This window comes from Massilia sp. LMS1-1-1.1, assembly GCF_040815535.1.
Taxonomy (GTDB): Bacteria; Pseudomonadota; Gammaproteobacteria; order Burkholderiales; family Burkholderiaceae_D; genus Janthinobacterium; species Janthinobacterium aestuarii.
The window spans coordinates 729443-744477 of the sequence record NZ_JBFPNG010000001.1; the positions used below are offsets into that span (position 1 = coordinate 729443).

The following is a 15035-nucleotide window of genomic DNA, read 5'->3' on the forward strand; positions in this document are numbered from 1 at the left end:
CTCAATCGCTGCCGTGGCTGTTTTCGCGCGCCTGCTCCTGCGCCTTTTCCTGCGACACCAATCCATTGAAGAACAAATTGAGCAGCACGGCAACGATGGCGGCCAGCAGGATGCCGCTGTGCAGCAGCGGCGACAGGGCTTTCGGCATGTGCTGCGCATATTGCTCGGCCACCAGCGGCAGCATGCCGAAGCCGATAGCCAGGGCCACGATGAACAGGTTGTTGCGGTTGCTCTTGTAGTCGACGCCGGCCAGGATGCGAATGCCCGTGGCGGCAACCATGCCGAACATCACCAGCCCTGCCCCGCCCAGCACGAAGGCCGGCACGGCTTCGGCCGTCTGCGCGATCTTCGGGATCACGCCCATGACGAGCAGGATGATGCCGGCCGCCACGCAGACCCAGCGGCTGCGCACGCCCGTCACGCCCACCAGGCCCACGTTTTGCGAGAACGAGGTGTACGGAAAGGTATTGAAGATACCGCCGATCAAGGTGCCCAGGCCATCGACGCGCAAGCCGCGGCTGATGTCGGCCTGCTCGATGCGCTTGCCCGTCATCTCGCCCAAGGCCAGGAACATGCCCAGCGACTCGATCATGACGACGATCATCACCAGGCTCATGGTGACGATGGCCACCACGTCGAAAGTCGGCATGCCGAACTGGAATGGTGTGACGACGGCAAAAGCCTTGGCGCTGGCCACCTTGGCGAAATCGGCCTTGCCCAGCGCAAACGACAGGGCCGTACCGGCGATGATGCCGATCAATACGGCGATATTCGACAGGAAACCGCGGCCATACTTGGCCACCAACAAGATGACGGCCAGCACGAAGAAGGCGATGCCCATGTTGTCCAGCGCGCCATAGCCGGGGTTGGCGATCATGGGCACTGGGCCGGCTGGCGCGGGCAAGCCGGCCGCCGTGGCGGCCGCGGCCATCTTGAGAAAGGCGGGATCGGCGATCTGCGCCATGGCGGGCGGCCCGCCCATGGCCCAGTTCACGCCTACGCGCATCAGCGACACGCCGATCACGGCGATGATGCTGCCGGTGACCACGGGCGGGAACAGGGCCAGCAGGCGGCTGATGAAGGGCGCGATCAGCATCGAGACGACACCGGCGCCGATCACGGCGCCAAAGATGCCGGTGATGCCCAAGGCCGGATTGTTCGCCATGGCCAGCATGGGGCTGACGGCGGCAAAGGTGACGCCCATCATGACGGGCAGGCGGATGCCGAAATGCCTGCCTATTCCCAGGGACTGGATCAGGGTCACGAGGCCGCAGCAGAACAGGTCGGCACTGATCAGCGCCGCCACCTGCTCGGCCGGCAGCTTGAGAGCACGGCCGACGATCAGCGGCACGGCGATGGCGCCGGCATACATGACGAGCACGTGCTGCAAACCCAAGGTAAACAGTTTGCCAGCTGGCAGGATTTCATCGACGGGCGATGGCGCGGCAGGCGCGGTACCTGGCACGCTGCGGTGGATGGATTTCAAGCGGGGAGAGGCCATTTACGCTCCATTTCCTGGGTTACCGCGGCCCGGATGGGCGCAGGTGAAAGGGAAAAGCAAGACAGAAACGGGACGGCAGGAACACACTGGCGGCAAATGATGCATGCGAAGCTCCTTGGAATGGGACGACCAAGGTAGCCATGCACGCTTCGTGCCAGATAGATTGTATACAGGAATTGTGCCGGAAATCAGCAAAGATCGGCGAATTAGACGATGGATGCACCGTTTTCTCGCATGCCGCGCCCCGCCTGCACCAGAAGGCGGCAAAGGCGGTAGCGCTGGCAGGCCGCTGGTAACTGGTGCTTGGAGCCTATCTCAGTAGATGAATACATCCCCTGCTGGCGCCCTTCAGAAGCGGGGACTGCGTTGATCGTCGTCGCGTGGCTCGCCATGCGTCCTCCTCACGCCTTGTCCGCGCTCTTGATGCGCTGCCAACAGAAGACGCTCCCTACTGGAATAGGCTCTTAGCCGCCGGAGCAGGCATCGAGCAGCGCTTCCAACTGGCGTACATGGGCGGCACGCAATTGCTCGCGCGCCAGCAAGGCTTGCACTTGCTCGAAGATGCCGTGCGATGGCACCGCCGGCAAGACGGGCGCGGCGGGGCGCGTGGCTACGCACGGCGCGCTCACGGGCCAAGCGTCCACCTGCGATGCTGGCGCCCAAGCCGCGCAGCCGGTCAACAAGCTCGCCAGCAAAAAAGCGGCTAGCCTGCTGGCGAGGCCGCCTGCAGGCCTTACAGCACGTTCGCGCGGCGGCCTCATGGCATTTCGCTGGCGATCAGCGCCTCGGCGGCACGGCAGGCGTCACCTTCGGGCTTCAGCGCCAGGATGCGCGCCGCAGCCGCTTGCGCATCTGCCTGTCCGGCCTGCGCCGTGGCCAGCGCCTGCCGTACCTTCGCAGACCGGCGCGCGCCCTCCTCACGCATTGCCTTCAGCGCCTGGTTCTGGCGCTGCAACACGGCTTGCACCTCCTGCACTTGCGCCGCGCACGCGGAACGGCCCGCTTCGCGGCCCCAGCGCTGGGCGCAAAACACGGCTGCCCCCAGCAACACCAGCATGGCCACGATACTCACCGACGGCTTCATGTCAGCACCTTGCGCGCAGCCTGATACAAGGACAGACGCTCGGCCAGACCGTTCACGCCGCCGTTGATGCGGCGCGTCACCCGTTCCTGGTCACCCGCGTCGGCCAGACGGTTCAAGCCGCGCGATTGCCAGAACCAGCCCGCCGAGCGACACGCGAAAACCGTTTGCTCCAGCAGTTGCGGCGATGCGAGCAAATCCAGGCCCAGCGCCACGCCGCACGCCGCATAGTTGGCGCGCCCCGTCACCTGCAGCAAGCCGCGCCCCTTGAAGCGCATGCCATCACCAGCAATCACATTGCCCAGGTCCGCCCGTCCTTCATACGCCGCGCCGCTGGCCAGCTCGCGCACATAGCGCAGTTGGCCCGATTCGTGGCCCACCTGCGCCAGGAACGATGCCCGACGCAGCGGCGTATCGATGCTAAACTCGGCCATCGCCGCATTCAGGGGCGCCAGGAACAGCGTAGCGCGGCGACCGGCCAGCGGCATGATCTGCATCAATTGGGCGCCTGTCACAGCATGCCCCGCACATCCTTGACGGCAGCGGCTGCATCGGCCGCCAATTCGCCGATATCCTTGCCGCGCCGCTTGTCGAACCAGCGCACGCAAGCGCCCAGCACCCACCAGGCAGGCAAGCCGGCGGCCACCATCACCGGCGCGGCGATGAACAAAAAACCCGTGGACGGGTCGCCGCCGTACAAGCCGGCCACGGTCTTCGCGCTGTCGAACAGGCTCGGCCACCACGACAGCACGGCGGCCACGAGCACAGGGCCGAGAAAGGTGGAAATGATGATGCTGGAACAAAAACGAATAAATGCCTCCTTCGTGGATTGGGGCCACATGAACATGAAGCCCAGCGACGTGGCAGCTGCGCCGGCCAGCACGGGCACGCCAAACAGTTTGATCAATGCGCCGCCGGCGGCGGTGGTTTCGAGGGCCATGGTTGCCTTTCAGGTGGTGGGTGTGAGTTTGTAGCTGCGGAGGAATATCTGATGCCGACAGTCCAAGCATGGCTGTCTCATTTCTAGGGAAGGTGAGACAGTATTTGTGAAAGCGATTGGAAATGAAAAAGCCGCCCGGAGGCGGCTTAATTTCTGTAAGTCAATGACGTGGAATTACGGAACTGCGCTTTCTAGAGCAGCGAGCCGGGCTTCGATCGCGGTCTGGCGCGCCTCCAATCCTGCTGCGATAAACTGATTCAACTCGTCGTAGCGAAATGCGTAGCGGTCGCTGGCGGGAATCGTTTCTGTCCATGCTGCCTGCATTTCCCTGTCGTCTGTCGCCTCGATGGCTGCATGCTCGATGGTTTCCCCCTTCCACGAGTCGTAGCAGATGAATCCGTAATTGAACGGGTCGAGGCCGTGAGATTCCATGATCTTTATCGCGGCCTGGACGGTCGGCCCGATATGTTCGCGGGCGCCGCCACCCTTTGTCGCTATTGCGGTTTTCCAGCGATATACTCTAATCGCCCGTGCGATGTCGGCGGCCGCAGCAATCTCTACGGCTTCGAGCGCACGAAACATATCTTTTTCACGTGCGTCTGATGTGATAGTTGGAGCGACCGAAAAATAGGAGTTCCCCCAACGATAATTGGATAAGCCAAGATTGTGTGCGTCGTCGACGCGCGGGCGAACTACCCCGCCGTCCGATGCTAAAATCAAATGGCTCGTGCCGCGGAGCACAAAATTTTCACCGGTGCCGCCAATTACCAATGCCCCCCCATCTGAGCCGAGATATCCGATTTGCAATGAGCTGCCCCCTTTTATAAAGGCCATGTAGGAGTTCCCGACAATGTCGGATCTGAATACCCCCCAGGCAGAGGCGCCTGAACTCAACGATAGAGGCCCGCCGGTATGGGACCAAGTGCCAGTGGTGGTCGGATTTGCTATGTTCACCTTGGAGTTGAGGGCGGCCTGTTGCAGGGTACTCACAGGTTTAGCGGTATCACTGGTGTTGTCCACGCTGCCCATTCCCACCATCGTCTTCGTTATGCCGTTAACAGCCCCTGTAAATGTAGCGCCTGAAAGCGAAGCCTTGCCTGCTAAAGCGCTGGCGGTGGCCGTGCTGACTGGCTTACTCGCGTCGCTTGTATTGTCCACGCTATCCAGGCCAACATCGGCCTTGCTGCCTGACGTGGCCACCGCCGCAAACTGGGGTTTACCAGTAATGCTGCCCCAGGTCGGCACATATGAGCCCGGCAGGGCGTCAGTAATGCCATAGCCAGCCAGCGTCATTGCGCGGGCCGCTTTGTTGGCATCCAATTCGGCCAGCGCCGCCTGCACGTCCGTCGCAACGATCCCGCCCGCCGGCGTGCTGCTTATCTGCGACGCCAAGTTGGCTGGAATCGTTACCCAGGTGCCAGCCTGGAATACGCGCAGGCAGCCGCTGTTCAGCACCGTGTCCCAGTAGGTCGCGCCGGCCAGCAGCGCATCGCCATTATTGTCAACGTCCGGCGGCAGCGTCTTAGCGCCGAGATAGCGCGCATCGAGCGATTTGAGCGCAGCCGCAGCCTTTGACGCAGCGGTGGCGGCAGTGCCGTCCGACTCCGCAGCCGCAGCCGCTGCAGCTGCAGAGGCAGCAGCACTCGCGGCCGCCGCCGCGGAATTATGCGGGATATCGACGATATCCTTCGCCTTGGCCAACTGGTTGAGCTGATAGATCAGATCCTGTTGGCCATATTTAAAAACATCAGTCATTACAGCTCCTCGACTTCAATGGTGGTGGCATATGTTTGGTAATACGGCGTGGTGATGGCAGCCAGGCTGGCCAGACGCCCATACACCTGATGAGTCTGCTCGAGCTCGACGTCGTCGCTGTCTGGAAACAGGCTGACGAGTAGCGGGTGCGACAGGCCATTCCCGCGCACGATGCGCCACAGCTCGGCCCGGTCCAGTGGCGTCATGTGGTCAAGCGAAATCGACAGTTTTCGGTACAACGCACCGCGCTCGACCTTCTGCTCTCCGGCGCCATTGCGGTATTGGTTGCTGGTATCGCCTGGCGTGACGCCGGCGCCGTAAGATGCGTTCTGTTCGGGACTCCACCAGGCGCCGGCCACCAGGCGCGCAACCTCGATGTAGCCGGCAGGGTTGTCCGGATCGACCAGGTCGATCACCATTTTCTTGACGCTGCGCATCTGGAACCAGCAGCGGCCATAGGTTGCACCGCCATAGCTGAAGGCATTGACCCCCAGCGGCAACGCACCCCAGTTCCACATGCCCAGGCGCGCGTACTCGCATGCCGGCACGGTGCCGGTATCGAAATCGGACACGTCATCCCCTGGCTCGACGTAGCCGCGAACGCGAATCGTCGCCGTCGGCGTCAAGTTGCAAAATGGCAGGGCCACGCCGCCGATGATCTCCGGCGTTGGCCAGGTCGCCGTAATGCTCAACTGAGTGCCAGGTGAACGGAGCAGCGAGGACTTGTCTTCGCGCTGCAGATTGCCCGGTCCTAAGGCTCCAGCCTGGCTGGATGCGGTCAAGACCGCGCGGTCGGCCGCGTTGTCGTAAATGATGCGCAAGTTGCTCATGCCTCCCCCTGCACTGGCCAAACAATGGCATCAAGCTGTCCGATGGTCTCCGCCGTCGCGATCAGTTCGCGCAAGCCACGCGCGATGGCGAACGCGCCCGAGACCTGTGCGACCAATGCAGCACCAACAGCGATCATGCCGGCGGCATCCAGCGTCACCGTCGTGTTATCGGATAACGTCCAATCAATGCTATATGGCAGGCCTGCCACTTGTGCCAACAAAGCCATGTGCGCTGCACCTGTGATGCGTGCCTTGTCGGCCTGGTACCGCAATCCGGCGCATGTAAAATCAGAAAGCTCGGCTGCCTCGCGTGCCAGCTTGATGCGTGCCCAGGTAGATATCCTGGTGCCCTCCAACGTTTTGGTGTCTATCCACAAGTCGGCACCAGCGTCGTAGATGTGATGCGCGCCAGGCCGGGGTGGCAACGTCTTCCCTGTGCGTTCGTTAGTCTGAGTGCCATCACTGTTGATAACGATTGTTTCCATTAAAAATTCCTTGCGATCACAATCGCCTGACATTGTTTAACATAAAGCTTGCCCATATTCGCTGCGCCAAGGTCAGCATTGGTGCCGGAAACTCCGAACTGGACGGTGTCACCCACGTTGATGTTCAAGGTAAGTCCGTAGACCGTTGCGGCAGGGGCATCGCCGTCCTGCCGCTCCTGGACTCCGCTCAACCAGCGCCAGTTGCCGCCATTCATGCGATACCAAATGCTCAGTTGGTCGTCGACCACCGCCGTACAAACGATTGAAAAAAATACACTGCCAGAGCGGATGCGGAGCGCGGCAGGCCACCCTGGAGCGTTGTGTTTGAACAGTACTTCCAGATTGGTAAATACAGCTGCGGAACTGAGAGTTGAAGTCTCAACAAATACCCCGGATGCGGACGACTGCAGGGAAATCGATGGGTAACCGGGCTCGAAAAATGCCGTTGCAGCGGAGGCAGTGCCAACGGATACACGCGCAGATGAAAGGTCTCCAGAAAATGTACCTTTCACAGCGTCCAACTCACCGGAAAATTTTCCTTTGGCTGCATCGAGGACACCAGAAAAGCTGCCCTTTGCCGCTATCAGCTCCCCCGAGAACGTACCCTTGACACTGTCCAGATTGCCGCTGAAAACTGCGTGGCCATTGACAATGGAAAAGCCAGGCGCATAGATATTGCCTGCCGCATCGATCTGCATATACTTTCCCAGTCCCGGATTACCAAACAGCAATCCGCTCTCGCTCAAGTGGAAACCGCTACCGCCGTTGCTTGGCCATGCATAGGCACTGCTGGGATAGCCAATACCGCCGTGCACCGTCGCGCTGTAAATGTCGCCCGCCGTGACCTTGCCAAGGTCGGCACTGATTGCGCTCAGCTGCCCCACCTTGAGTGCATTCAGATACGGCGCCGCCCACTTGGTAGTGCCGCTGGCAGGGTTGAAAATACCATCGGACCGGTAAAGCGATTCTCCGGCACCGAATGCCTGTGGCGAACCTTCCCACACCGTGCCGGCCCCCCAGGTGTTAATTGGCGGAAAGGACGCATCGCCCTGCGAGCTGATGGTCGCCGGCATGCTCCCCAGCGACGACAGGCCTGTCTTGCTGTAGGCGACGCGCGAAGAATTGCCCGTCACGCCATCAAAAACCTTGCTGACCGTCTGGCTGGCCGTGTAAGTGAGGCTATCGACTACAATCTTGGCCGTGACCGTGACGCTATCGCCCACCATGCCGGCATACGCCAGCGTGGCCACGTTGCCGACGCGTGTCAGCACGCTGGCGTTACTGGCAGAAAACGCCACCTGCCCCTGCATATTCACCAAACCTGCCGTAAAGTCGATGCTTGCCGGCGCGGCAAGCGTGGTGGCGGCCACCTTGAACGCCTGCGCCGTGGCAGCGAGCAGCAGCACGCGGTCGTTGGCCGGCGCGAAGCGCGGCACGGTATTCATGATCAGCCTGTCGCGTTCCCCCACAATCGCGCTCATACGAGCACCCCCACCGTCGCTCTGCCCGTCAGCCAGAAGCGCGACAGCAGCACCACCACGCCCGGCACACCGTCCTGCAAGCCAAAGCGTTCAGCGCGCAGTTGCACGGGCTGTCCCAGTTCCAGCATCATCATCTCGGGTTCTCCATCGAATTCGTAAATGGTGCGCGGCACCTTGTTCAGGGCCAGGCGCCGCTGCGCTTCCGCGCGGGCATCGGCCCGCGTCTTGAGGCAGGTATCGATCTGCACCGGGTCGTCAGTCAGGCGATAGCGTGCGCGCACGGCTTCATCGACCACCGTCTCCGTCAGCCATTCCGTGGCGTACAAATCCGCATGCGCGGACGGAATGCTGGTCGTCAGGCCCGCCTGCAGCGTGTAGTTCCGGTCGAAGCCGATCTTCACGGCGGCCGTCACCGGCAGGCGCTGCGCGGGACGCAGCGAGCGCTCGCGCATCTGCTCCGGGCCGATCGACAGCGGCACGCCGGCCGCAGGCAAAGCGATCTGCACCAGGCGCAGCTGGCCGGTGCGCGACATGATCGCCTGGGCGCCCACGCTGGCCGCCAGTAGCTGGATGGCCTGCGCCTGGTTCGTACGGTCCGCAACGTACAGCCCCACCGGCTGCGGGTGGGATGCATCGAAGGCGGCCAGGTTGGCCAGATCCAGATCGGCCGCGGTAAAACGGTCGGCCGCCTTGCCGTAGGCGGTGGCAATGCGCTGCACCAGCGGCGCGATGCGCGGCGCATAGCCACCGCCCTTGTCGCCCTGCACGCTGGCCGTGATCGTGGTGGAAAACGGATCGGTCGTCAGGTTGAAACGGCCTGCCTGGTCATTCAAGGCCACGGCGATGGGCTTGCCGTTGGTGCGCACTTCGAACGTCGATTCGACCGTGCCGAGAAACCCGTATTCCAGGGTGGCGGGGTTGGTCAGCAAGGGCGCCACGTTGTGACATTCGCCGAACGGAATCGGCAAGATGGCGTCCTTGTTCGGCGTCGTGCCTCCCAGCTTGGCTTCGGAGATCGGCGTATTCAAACGCTGCAGCTTGTCGCGCAGGACCAGGTTGACCGACTCGCGCCCCGCGCTGGCCACGTCGGCGATGATGCCGTCGAAGACCAGCTGGAAGTCGGCACGCGGCCAGGAAGGATCGCCGGCCCAGGCCTTGACCGGCCGGTTCATCCAGACGTCGTCCAGCCAGCCATCGAGCGCGCCATCGGCGTTATCGAGTTCGATATCGCCGCCCGACAGGCCCGCCTCGCCGGACAGGCTGACCTGTTCCGTGAAGGCGAGGCCGCCCTTGGCTAGCGGCTGGTACGCGGTATTGGCCGGCACCTCGCGCGGCCCGGTGACGTAGGGCCGCGAAGCGATATACCGCGTCACCTCGCTGCCGCCCACATTCACCTGCGCCTCGATCAGCACCATGCGGATGGCCGACGGGCTTTGCAGCCATTCCTGAAATTGCGCATCGGTCATGCGTATTCTCCTTTCACTGCATTGGCCCAGGCGGATGCCCGGGACGATTTGTCCACGCCATCGACCACCGTCCTGGCGGCGTTGGCGTTCGATTCAAAGGTGGCCTGGATGGTGGCGCCTGTTTGCGCCCGCTGGTCGGCACGCAAGCCTTCCAGTTCCACGCGCATGGCCTGGTTGTCTTCGCGCAGGCCGCGGATTTCAGCCACCAGCACGTCGGAGCCAACATTCGCGGCCGACGAGTAGCGCACGGGGTCGAAGACCGCCGCTGTCACGGGAGAAGTCATCGCGGCCAGTGCTGCGACCACGGGAGGATTACCGAGTTGCACGCCCAGCTCCGCCGCACCGCCCATCGCCGCCCGCAGGCCGGCGATGGCTTGCGCCACCGTCAGCACGCTGTCGTTAATCGTGATCAAGCCCGACACCTGGGCGTTAAGCGCGTCCAGGCTGGCCTGCTGCACGTCGACCTGCGCGGCTGCCCATTTCAACGCTTCCTTGTTCGCTTCCACCACGCGGGCATAGTCGGCCGCATAGCGGGCGTCGGAAGCATTGACCACTTGCGAGGCCGTCAAAAATGCCTGTTCCGCGGCAGACAGCCCCGATTGCGCCGTCGTGTCGCCCGCATTCGCAGCCGCCAGGGTTTTCTCGAACTGTGCCCGCGCTTCGGCGTACTTCTGCTCCGGCGTCAGCGTCGACTGGGCACCCAAAGCCATGCTGGAATTGAGCCCATTCAAGGTCGTCACCCACGATTTCGACTTCTCCAGCGCCGACTTGGCCGCCACGGATTCCGTCTCGTAGGCTTTGGCCAGCGCATCCTTCGCGCTGGTCACCGCCTTGACGGCCTGGATCTGGTCGAATAATCCGCGATTGGCATCGGCGACGCCGGCGCGCTGGGCAGCCAGCAACTGCGCTTCTGTTTTCGTCAGTTCGTTCAACTGCTGCTGCATGTCCTTGCGTTCGCTGGCGATGTCGCTGGCCGTCTTGTTCACTTCGGCCAGTTCACCGGTGGCGGCGGTGAGGTCGGCCGCATAATCGGCCGCCTTCTTGAACGGTTCGGCGATGGCAAGCAGCTGCACGTACATGTTCTGACCAGCAGCCGTGTTCAAGTCCTGCGCCAGCACCAGCGCCTTGAATTGCTCGCTCGTCGTCACGCCGGACTGTCCCAGCGCCGCCATGGCGCTACGCACCGACTTGGTGACCGGGTCCATCTGCTCGGCCTCGGTCAGGAAATTTTGCACAAAGAAGCTGGTGCCACTGGTCAGGGTATCGAGGTCGCCCGCCGCCTGAATCAGGCTTTCGCTCAGCGCCACGGCAGAAAGGCCAGAGCTGTTGAACGACTTGCCCAATACGGCCAGCACATCCGACACCTGCATGTAGTTGTTGGCTACACGCGCCAATGTTTCGAGGTAGCCCTCGCCCACGGCCTGGTATTTTTCCAGCCCTCCCACGCCGAACTTCGCCATGTCGTCGCCCAGCTTCGAAAAGGCCGCTTCCAGGGCCTTTTGCACTTCCTCGCCTTTCAAGTCCTTCAGGCTGATCTTGCCCAGGCTGACGACGAAGGAATTCAGACGGGCGGTGAAGGCATCGCCGCCGACACCCAGCAAGTCGGCCGCAGAGACGATGCTCGTGCGCAGACCAAGCACGATTTTCGTAAACTGGTCATTCGTTTCCGTCCCCATGGCCGTGAGATTCGTGGACTTCTTGTCGCTGGAAAACCAGCCGCCGGACTTCTTGAGATCGACATACGAATTCACCTTGAAACGGGTAGTATCAAGATCACCCAGGCTCGATGAGTTGGTGACTATCCCCACATCCTGCACCGTGGTCTTGCCGCCAAAGATGCTGCTGACAACATTGCCGATGACGCCGCCGCTGGAACTGCCTTTGGTGCCCAGCGCGGACGTCAGGATGTCCGAGCGCACCAGCAAGCTGCCCAAGCCGCCGATACCCGAAACAATCTGCTTGAGCGAGACCACCATCGACGAGGAATACGCGAGGCCCAGGCCGGAGTTTTTCTCCATAATTTCCAGGCTGTTTGCGATCGACGCCGATTTCGCGGATGAATCACCAAGCACCGTGCCGGTGCCGTTGGCGGCCTGGCGGTCTTTGGCCGTCGTGTCGGCGCCGCCACCACCGCCGCTGAAGGCGCCGCCCAGCACGGCGGCAATCGCCGCTGCCGCTGCCGCATAGCCCCACGGTCCCATGGAGCTCATGAAGGACATGAACACACCGGGTACCTTGGCCGCATTCTGCGCGGTCTGGCCGGCCATCACTGCCCCCGTCTCTGTGGCCTGCCCGACGAGCACGCCCGCAGCAGACGAGCTCGATACAAACAGGCTGGTGGCCAATTTTTGCAATTGGCCGGCCATTTCCACAGCGCGGAAAGCTTTTTCGGCCCCTTCCATCAGCTTGTAACCCGTGCTGTTTTCCTTGAAGAAGCCCTTGGCGGCACCAGCCATGTCGCGGTAGCCCTTGATCTGCGCCTGCGCGCCATCCTCGCGGGCTTTGGCATGCGCAGCTTCTTGTTTGGGCTTGTCGTCCTTGGCGTCCGTGAGCCCTTCGCTCAGGGTCCGTTGAACATCACGCTGGGCCTTTTGATAATCTGCAAAAGCCGCGCCCATTTTGCCTACCGCCGCCCCTGCCTTGCCAAACGCTTTTTCTAGCGCATCGCCCATGGCCTTGGCGCCATCAACCGATTCTTTCCACGTTTTTTCGTCCGCCGCCTTGTTGTCGGCACGCTTCTTGGTCTCCTTTGCCGCGGCCTCCTCTTCGCGTTTCTTCGCTGCCGCTTTCTTCTCCTGGCCTGCCGTTTCCTCCAGTTGCGCCAGATCGGCGTTGACCTGTTGCTGCACGCGCAGCTCCGCCGCGCCTGCTTCGGCAATCTTGTTGTCCCTTTCCTGCTGGCCCTGCGCCGTCTTCGCCTGAAAACCTTTTAATACCTCGGCTTGCTGCTGGTAGGCGGCCACCTCGGCGGCGCCACGCGCGCGTATCGCCACGCGGCGGTTCGCAAAAAACTCATCCTCGCTCAAGGCGCCGCCCTTGCGGCGCGCTTCGTCGAGCTTGGCCTGCTGGTCGTAACCCTCAGTCTTGATGCGCAACGCGCTTTGAATCGCCTGCAACTGACCTGCCAGCACCGCGTCGCGGGAGTCGGAACCTGCCGCTGGAGTCGCGGCGGCCCTGGCAGGTGCGGCAGTCCTGGCCGGTCCGGCAAACGAAGCGTGCACTTTCTGACGCAGCTCTTTCTCCTTTTCAGGAGAGACAGCAACACCGCCGGCTCTGGCGCTGGCCAAGGTTTCCTCGAGCTGCTTGATTTCCGCGACCTCGCGCTCCGCCTTGGTGACATAGCGCTTCTGCAGCTCGCCCAGCTCCTTGACGGCCTGCTTGGAGTCGGCATTGCGTTTCGATTCCGCCTGGTCGGCCTTCGCCTTTGCTTCCAGCTGCGTCTGCTTGTTCATCGCCACTGCCAACGCCTTGGCCTGCTCCTGCTCAAACTGTTCCATCTGGACGCCGGTCAATCGCGCCGCCGGGTGCGTACCGGGAACCAGCTGGCCAGTGCGGCGCACGTCGGCCGTGCGTTTCTTGATTTTTTCGATCTCGTCTTCCGGCGTCTCTTCGCGTCCGATAGAACGCATGCCATCCATGAAACTGGACCAGAGATTCTTGCTGCCTTGCAGCAAGGTACCGATCATGCTGAGCTTTTCAGCGCGTTTTTGCAGGCCTGCATTGATCAAATCACTCGCCATGACCATGGCCTCTTGCGTCTTGCCTTCCTTTTCCAGGGCGGCGATGTGCGCGTACTGGGCGCCCGTCAGGATGTTGTAATTTTTATCGTGCGTATCGACCCAGTTGGTGACGCCGTCGGCCATCGTCGCAAAGTCGGCTGCCACGGCGCCAGCAGATTGGCCATTCATTTGCGCCATGGTGACAGCGGCAGCGCCCACGGAATTGAGCGCTTCGCTGGTGAACTGGCCCGTTTCCACCAGGGTCTGCAAGACCACGCGGGTATCGCCCAGGCCGCCCTGACTGGCATCAGAAACCGACGCCACCATGGTGTTGAACTGGCCTTCAGTGATGCCGGCGGCATTCCCGGTCAATTCCAGGGCACGGGAAAACTTGTCCGATTCCAGCTGACCCTGCACAAAGGCCTCGGCCACGAACGCCGCAACGTCGGCCGCCATCTGCAGCACCAGCAACGGCCCCGCTCCCAGGCGCTTCATGGCCAGTTCCGTCAAGCCGGTGGCATTGGCCATCTCGCCCAGGCCATCCTTGATCTGTCCAATGTCGGCGTTCAAGCTGCCTTCGCCAATCTTGGCCGAGGCTTTGGCAAAGCCATCGACCGCCTCCAGCGCCTTGAGCAGCCCGTCCGCGGCATCGCTGCCGCCCTTGCCCATGGCAATGTTCACATCGGTCGCCATGCGAGCCGCTTCGGCCTGCGCGCGTACCCGTGGTTCGAAGTTGCGAAACTTGGTACTGGCTTCCTCGACTTGATCGCCTGTTTTTTTACTGGCGGTAGCCAGGTCATTCACCGCCTGCGTCCCCGCCTTTATCTCTGCAGCATTAACGGCAATCTTTAACTCAGTTATCTCTGGCATGTTTGGCCCATAAAAAAGGCCGCGCATGGCGGCCAGGTTGGAAAATGCGGGTCAGCCCGCCGCATGCTGATGCGACAGGAACAGCGCGTCGAGCTGGTCGAGCAGTTGGTGCTCGAACGGCTCGATGGCGATGGCGTGGCGCGCCTGCCAGGCGAGGATTTCCGTGCTGGCGATGGGGTTGGCGGCCATGCCGTTCTGCCGCTTGCGGTTCAATTGTGCGAACCATTCCCACACGTGGGCCAGCTCGAACGGCATCGGCGGCGTCGCCTCCTCGGGCGGCGCGCGGTACAGCGGATGGCGCCGGGCGGCATCCATATGCTCGCCCTTGGCATGGCCATCGGCCGCCCGTGCGCCGCGCTCGAACTGGTGCCCGGCGTAGCGCAGCAGGCTGGCCGTCAGAGTTTCAAAAAATTCGACTCGTTTTCCAGCGCGGTGGTCACTTTTTCCTGCCAGGTCGGGTACTTTTCAAAGGCCGCTTCCAACAGCGCCGGATCGAGCGGTACGGGTGCGCCGTTGCTGGTGAAGCCGTACCAGCCCGTGACCACGGCCAGTGCCAGGCGCTTCTGGTTGCCGTCGATGGCTTGCACCAGCAGTTCCGCACCTTCGTCGGTGGACGCGTCGATGGCCGTCTTGCGGCGTGCCGATTTCTTGTAGCCTTCGGCGCGCACGGCGTTGTTGGCGACGCGGTATTGTTCGCTGTTCTTGCCGACGATGGTCAGGCCGGCCACCGCTTCGCCGTCCGCATCGAAGATGACGGGCACGTCGAAGGTGACGGGCGTGGCAGCCGCGTGGATATTGCCGATGTCGAAACCTGCCTGGATTTTTTGCGCGTTGTTCATGTGTGATGCTTTCTGGATGAAGTAGAAAAATATAAAAAAAGCCGCCATCGCGGCGGCCCCGGTGCAGG

Annotated in this window: 14 protein-coding genes; all 14 read right to left on the bottom strand. The window is 62.3% G+C overall.

The annotated features are described in order from the left end of the window. Nucleotide 1: 1 nt before the first annotated feature. Complete coding sequence (locus MRBLMS1_RS03355; RefSeq protein WP_485877810.1) at nucleotides 2-1501, bottom strand: nucleobase:cation symporter-2 family protein; 1500 nt, start codon at nucleotides 1499-1501, stop codon at nucleotides 2-4. 206 nt (nucleotides 1502-1707) lie between these two features. Then, complete coding sequence (locus tag MRBLMS1_RS03360; RefSeq protein WP_485877812.1) at nucleotides 1708-1893, bottom strand: hypothetical protein; 186 nt, start codon at nucleotides 1891-1893, stop codon at nucleotides 1708-1710. Between the two features lie 72 nt (nucleotides 1894-1965). Then, complete coding sequence (locus tag MRBLMS1_RS03365) at nucleotides 1966-2130, bottom strand: hypothetical protein (RefSeq protein WP_485877814.1); 165 nt, start codon at nucleotides 2128-2130, stop codon at nucleotides 1966-1968. Between the two features lie 128 nt (nucleotides 2131-2258). Next, nucleotides 2259-2585, bottom strand: coding sequence for a hypothetical protein (locus MRBLMS1_RS03370; RefSeq protein ID WP_485877816.1), 327 nt, complete (start codon nucleotides 2583-2585; stop codon nucleotides 2259-2261). Next, nucleotides 2582-3079, bottom strand: a complete 498-nt coding sequence (locus MRBLMS1_RS03375; protein WP_485877818.1) for a glycoside hydrolase family 19 protein — start codon at nucleotides 3077-3079, stop codon at nucleotides 2582-2584. The genes MRBLMS1_RS03370 and MRBLMS1_RS03375 overlap by 4 nt, the downstream gene beginning before the upstream one ends. A gap of 14 nt (nucleotides 3080-3093) precedes the next feature. Further along, entirely contained in the window at nucleotides 3094-3522 is a 429-nt protein-coding gene (locus tag MRBLMS1_RS03380; protein WP_058048714.1) for a hypothetical protein, read from the bottom strand. Nucleotides 3523-3696: 174 nt separating this feature from the next. Then, nucleotides 3697-5277, bottom strand: a complete 1581-nt coding sequence (locus tag MRBLMS1_RS03385) for a tail fiber domain-containing protein (protein ID WP_456150243.1) — start codon at nucleotides 5275-5277, stop codon at nucleotides 3697-3699. Next, a complete protein-coding gene (locus tag MRBLMS1_RS03390) occupies nucleotides 5277-6107 on the bottom strand; it encodes a hypothetical protein (RefSeq protein ID WP_485877820.1) in 831 nt (276 codons plus the stop codon). Before MRBLMS1_RS03390 ends, MRBLMS1_RS03385 begins: the two co-directional genes overlap by 1 nt. Further along, nucleotides 6104-6592, bottom strand: a complete 489-nt coding sequence (locus MRBLMS1_RS03395) for a DUF4376 domain-containing protein (RefSeq protein ID WP_485877822.1) — start codon at nucleotides 6590-6592, stop codon at nucleotides 6104-6106. The genes MRBLMS1_RS03390 and MRBLMS1_RS03395 overlap by 4 nt, the downstream gene beginning before the upstream one ends. Further along, on the bottom strand, nucleotides 6592-8073 hold the full coding sequence (locus MRBLMS1_RS03400) for a hypothetical protein (RefSeq protein WP_485877823.1): 1482 nt from the start codon (nucleotides 8071-8073) through the stop codon (nucleotides 6592-6594). Before MRBLMS1_RS03400 ends, MRBLMS1_RS03395 begins: the two co-directional genes overlap by 1 nt. Next, nucleotides 8070-9539, bottom strand: a complete 1470-nt coding sequence (locus MRBLMS1_RS03405) for a hypothetical protein (RefSeq protein WP_485877825.1) — start codon at nucleotides 9537-9539, stop codon at nucleotides 8070-8072. The genes MRBLMS1_RS03400 and MRBLMS1_RS03405 overlap by 4 nt, the downstream gene beginning before the upstream one ends. Next, nucleotides 9536-13951 (bottom strand): phage tail length tape measure family protein, encoded by a 4416-nt coding sequence (locus tag MRBLMS1_RS03410; RefSeq protein WP_485877826.1) that lies wholly within the window; start codon nucleotides 13949-13951, stop codon nucleotides 9536-9538. Before MRBLMS1_RS03410 ends, MRBLMS1_RS03405 begins: the two co-directional genes overlap by 4 nt. 228 nt (nucleotides 13952-14179) lie before the next feature. Beyond that, complete coding sequence (locus MRBLMS1_RS03415; protein WP_485877828.1) at nucleotides 14180-14443, bottom strand: phage tail assembly chaperone; 264 nt, start codon at nucleotides 14441-14443, stop codon at nucleotides 14180-14182. A gap of 80 nt (nucleotides 14444-14523) precedes the next feature. After that, complete coding sequence (locus tag MRBLMS1_RS03420) at nucleotides 14524-14967, bottom strand: hypothetical protein (protein ID WP_034751875.1); 444 nt, start codon at nucleotides 14965-14967, stop codon at nucleotides 14524-14526. Nucleotides 14968-15035: the final 68 nt, after the last annotated feature.

Excerpts from the sequence above, each read along its gene's own strand:
- MRBLMS1_RS03360 (WP_485877812.1), bottom strand. The coding sequence starts at position 1,893 with ATGGCGAGCCACGCGACGACGATCAACGCAGTCCCCGCTTCTGAAGGG.
- MRBLMS1_RS03420 (WP_034751875.1), bottom strand. The coding sequence starts at position 14,967 with ATGAACAACGCGCAAAAAATCCAGGCAGGTTTCGACATCGGCAATATC.
- MRBLMS1_RS03390 (WP_485877820.1), bottom strand. The coding sequence starts at position 6,107 with ATGAGCAACTTGCGCATCATTTACGACAACGCGGCCGACCGCGCGGTC.
- MRBLMS1_RS03375 (WP_485877818.1), bottom strand. The coding sequence starts at position 3,079 with ATGCAGATCATGCCGCTGGCCGGTCGCCGCGCTACGCTGTTCCTGGCG.
- MRBLMS1_RS03380 (WP_058048714.1), bottom strand. The coding sequence starts at position 3,522 with ATGGCCCTCGAAACCACCGCCGCCGGCGGCGCATTGATCAAACTGTTT.
- MRBLMS1_RS03355 (WP_485877810.1), bottom strand. The coding sequence starts at position 1,501 with ATGGCCTCTCCCCGCTTGAAATCCATCCACCGCAGCGTGCCAGGTACC.
- MRBLMS1_RS03415 (WP_485877828.1), bottom strand. The coding sequence starts at position 14,443 with ATGGATGCCGCCCGGCGCCATCCGCTGTACCGCGCGCCGCCCGAGGAG.
- MRBLMS1_RS03385 (WP_456150243.1), bottom strand. The coding sequence starts at position 5,277 with ATGACTGATGTTTTTAAATATGGCCAACAGGATCTGATCTATCAGCTC.
- MRBLMS1_RS03395 (WP_485877822.1), bottom strand. The coding sequence starts at position 6,592 with ATGGAAACAATCGTTATCAACAGTGATGGCACTCAGACTAACGAACGC.
- MRBLMS1_RS03400 (WP_485877823.1), bottom strand. The coding sequence starts at position 8,073 with ATGAGCGCGATTGTGGGGGAACGCGACAGGCTGATCATGAATACCGTG.
- MRBLMS1_RS03405 (WP_485877825.1), bottom strand. The coding sequence starts at position 9,539 with ATGACCGATGCGCAATTTCAGGAATGGCTGCAAAGCCCGTCGGCCATC.
- MRBLMS1_RS03370 (WP_485877816.1), bottom strand. The coding sequence starts at position 2,585 with ATGAAGCCGTCGGTGAGTATCGTGGCCATGCTGGTGTTGCTGGGGGCA.
- MRBLMS1_RS03410 (WP_485877826.1), bottom strand. The coding sequence starts at position 13,951 with ATGGCGACCGATGTGAACATTGCCATGGGCAAGGGCGGCAGCGATGCC.